This is a genomic window from Mycobacterium sp. D16R24 (assembly GCF_002013385.1).
Classification (GTDB): Bacteria; Actinomycetota; Actinomycetes; order Mycobacteriales; family Mycobacteriaceae; genus Mycobacterium.
The window spans coordinates 1-2,602 of sequence record NZ_MAEV01000058.1; the positions used below are offsets into that span (position 1 = coordinate 1).

General features: G+C 62.2%; 3 protein-coding genes. All 3 read right to left on the reverse strand.

The window, feature by feature from the left end; translation table 11 throughout:
- Nucleotides 1–1,070: ImmA/IrrE family metallo-endopeptidase (locus B4383_RS26080; RefSeq protein ID WP_078294678.1), on the reverse strand; the 1,070-nt coding region annotated here is incomplete at its 3' end.
- 58 nt (nucleotides 1,071–1,128) lie between these two features.
- Nucleotides 1,129–2,094, reverse strand: coding sequence for a hypothetical protein (locus tag B4383_RS26085; RefSeq protein ID WP_078281812.1), 966 nt, complete (start codon nucleotides 2,092–2,094; stop codon nucleotides 1,129–1,131).
- A gap of 168 nt (nucleotides 2,095–2,262) precedes the next feature.
- The gene (locus B4383_RS26090; RefSeq protein ID WP_078281813.1) at nucleotides 2,263–2,523 is read right to left on the reverse strand and encodes a helix-turn-helix transcriptional regulator; all 261 of its coding nucleotides are present in this window, start codon (nucleotides 2,521–2,523) and stop codon (nucleotides 2,263–2,265) included.
- Nucleotides 2,524–2,602: the final 79 nt, after the last annotated feature.

The following is a 2,602-nucleotide window of genomic DNA, read 5'->3' on the forward strand; positions in this document are numbered from 1 at the left end:
GGCCAAATGACCTGGTGGGCGGCCAGGGCCTCGGGAGAGCTGACCCCGTAGGCGAACTCAATCCACTTACTCATCAAGCGGGGGCGCTCTGGGAGTCGCTCATCCCATCCGGGCTCTGTTCTGCCCCAAGTGAACCCGGTGTCGGCGTTGATCCGCGTGTACAGCTGGGTCCGCAGCATTTCGTAACGGTCCTCATCCAAGGCTCCGCGATCATAGAAATGACGTAGCAGCGCCCCGATGGAGATACCCCATTTCTGTTTCACCGGAATCAAGTTCAGCAACGACGGCACGTTCTTCACCGCTTTCGATGCCACCGCAAACGGCGCCAAGAATTCCGAGGCGAACCGAGACGCTTGGTCTTCGTGCTCGTCGGTCAGCTCCGCGGCATCGGTGTGCAGCACCAAATGCCCCAACTCGTGCGCCAGCGTCCACCGCGTGCGCTCCCAAGAGTCCAGCTCCCGCAACACAATCAGCGGTCGTTCCTGGAACTCGCCCACCCACGTGGAGCATCCCAGGTGTTTTTCTAGCCGTCCCCGAGAATTATCTTCGGGTGTCTTGGCGCCGAAACGCTCGTGTCTCATCACCACCGGGATCCCGCCGCGCTCCAACAGATGGGTCAGATCGCTGATCGGTGCATCAGGTTCGACCCCCAAGCATTGGCGAGCGTGCCGCGCCGCGGCGATCGGGTCACGATCAGGAGCCGCCGAGATCCGCACCGGCGGCAACTTGTGCCGAGTATCGAGCTCCAACAGAAAATCGCCCGATAACGCGATAAACTGCGCCATCCGATTCTTCTCGGTCTCGGTAGTGGACTTGGGTGTGCGGAACAACAGATGGTCAGGCTCCACCAGACACACCGGGGTCGCTGTGAAAAACCTTGCCGGAAAACGCAAAACCTCGGTCAGCGACTGCAGTTCGTCCTCGGATAGGCACGTCGTGTCGGCGCGCTCCAGCCGTGACAAACGAGCACCGGACCAGCCCACCGCGTCCATCACCGACTTTGCTGTCAACCGCCGCATCAAGCGGGCCTGGCGGGCCCGTAACCCATAAATTTCAATCGTCTTCGTCATCGCGATCCCGATTCAACACCACTACCGACAACGCTAACTGGCGGGTGTGACAAACGCGTCACGCTGGATCGGGACCAGAACCCTCTTGGCTGTCCTGGCCGAAATCCTCGAAATCGCGGTCGTGCTCGTCTTGCTGATCCTGGCGGGGTACCGCCGACTTCGGTAGCGGTGCTGAGGCCACAATCACGATCTTGGCGCCATCGTCGATACCGATCACCGCCGCTAAGAACACTTCCGGCACGTGGTAGGCGTCCGGACTGAGCGTCCACAGCACGTACCAGTCGTAGCCAAGTGCATCCTCCTGCGGCTCCTCGGAATCCTCGTCGGTGGCCGGCGGCTCCTCCTGGTCGGCTGCCGCCACCTGCCATTGGTTGGCGATCTGTTCGGCAGCCTCCGACTCCTGCGGCTCCTCGTCGACCGCCGTCTCCTCCTCGACCGGCACCCCCTCTTCCCACTCCAACGGCTGCCGCGGCTGATCGAATTGGCCACTGATGGTCAACTGCCCGTCGCGGATCTCCTGCTCCGGATCGGCCGGCGTCGGCTGCTCGGCGTCCGCCTCGGTGCTCTCCTGGTCGAGGGCCTGTTGACCCTCGATGGCCTCCAGCGCCGCCGTCCGCTGCCTTTTCGGGGGAAGGATTATCAGCCGCTCCCGATCGGCGATCACCTTCGAGGGTGCCTTGCGGACCCGAAACTGGCCGCCGCGTCCATCGAGTAGCACCACCGACATACCCTGCCCACACATCGTGGACAAGGCCCCCGCCTGCGGGGTGAAGATGGACTGCTGCGGCCCGTCTCCCTCGATCAACGCCCCGTCGCCGTCCCGGGCGATCCGCAACTGCAGCAGCAGCCCACGCACCGACGTGCAGTGCAACTGGCCGTGCATCTCCGCCGGGTCGGGGAACTCGGTCTCCCATATTTGCGCAGCCCGCAGCACCATTGCCGCAATATCCTTGCGCAGCTGCGCAAACGCGCCATGATGCTGGCGAACCAAGTCGTCGCACTGCATCTGGACCTTTAGGTTCATGGCTGAAGGATTCCATATGCGAACCTACTCCGCAATAGGTATAGGCATGTTTTTCTTCATGCCATGTGGCAACGCTCGCCCGCCCGCTACCGGGCTGGCGCCACGTGGCATGAATATCGCGCCTGGCCCCGCGTTCCATATCAACGGTCATGATCGACTCCGCTGCGGTCATCGCCGCTGTCCTTTCGTGGTCATCACCTTGTCCACCAACTGGTTCAGCGGTGTATTGAGCACCTGGGCCACTTGCGCGACCAAGAAGAATCCAGGTGTGGCCGTGCCGCCCTGCTCCAACTTGCGCAGCGTGTCCAGCGGCACCCCGGCCTCATTGGCCACCTCTGCGGCCGTGCGCGTTCCCCGCAGCCTGCGCAACTCCTTGCCCAGCTTTTCACCCTGTACGCGTTGGGTATTGGACAGCGCTGGCCGCGGCATGCAGATAACTATACGCGGATAGTTATCACAGTATAGTTATATTCCTGGGGTGAGTTTTACTTCGGCAAGATGATGTCGA

Excerpts from the sequence above, each read along its gene's own strand:
- B4383_RS26085 (WP_078281812.1), bottom strand. The coding sequence starts at position 2,094 with ATGAACCTAAAGGTCCAGATGCAGTGCGACGACTTGGTTCGCCAGCAT.
- B4383_RS26090 (WP_078281813.1), bottom strand. The coding sequence starts at position 2,523 with ATGCCGCGGCCAGCGCTGTCCAATACCCAACGCGTACAGGGTGAAAAG.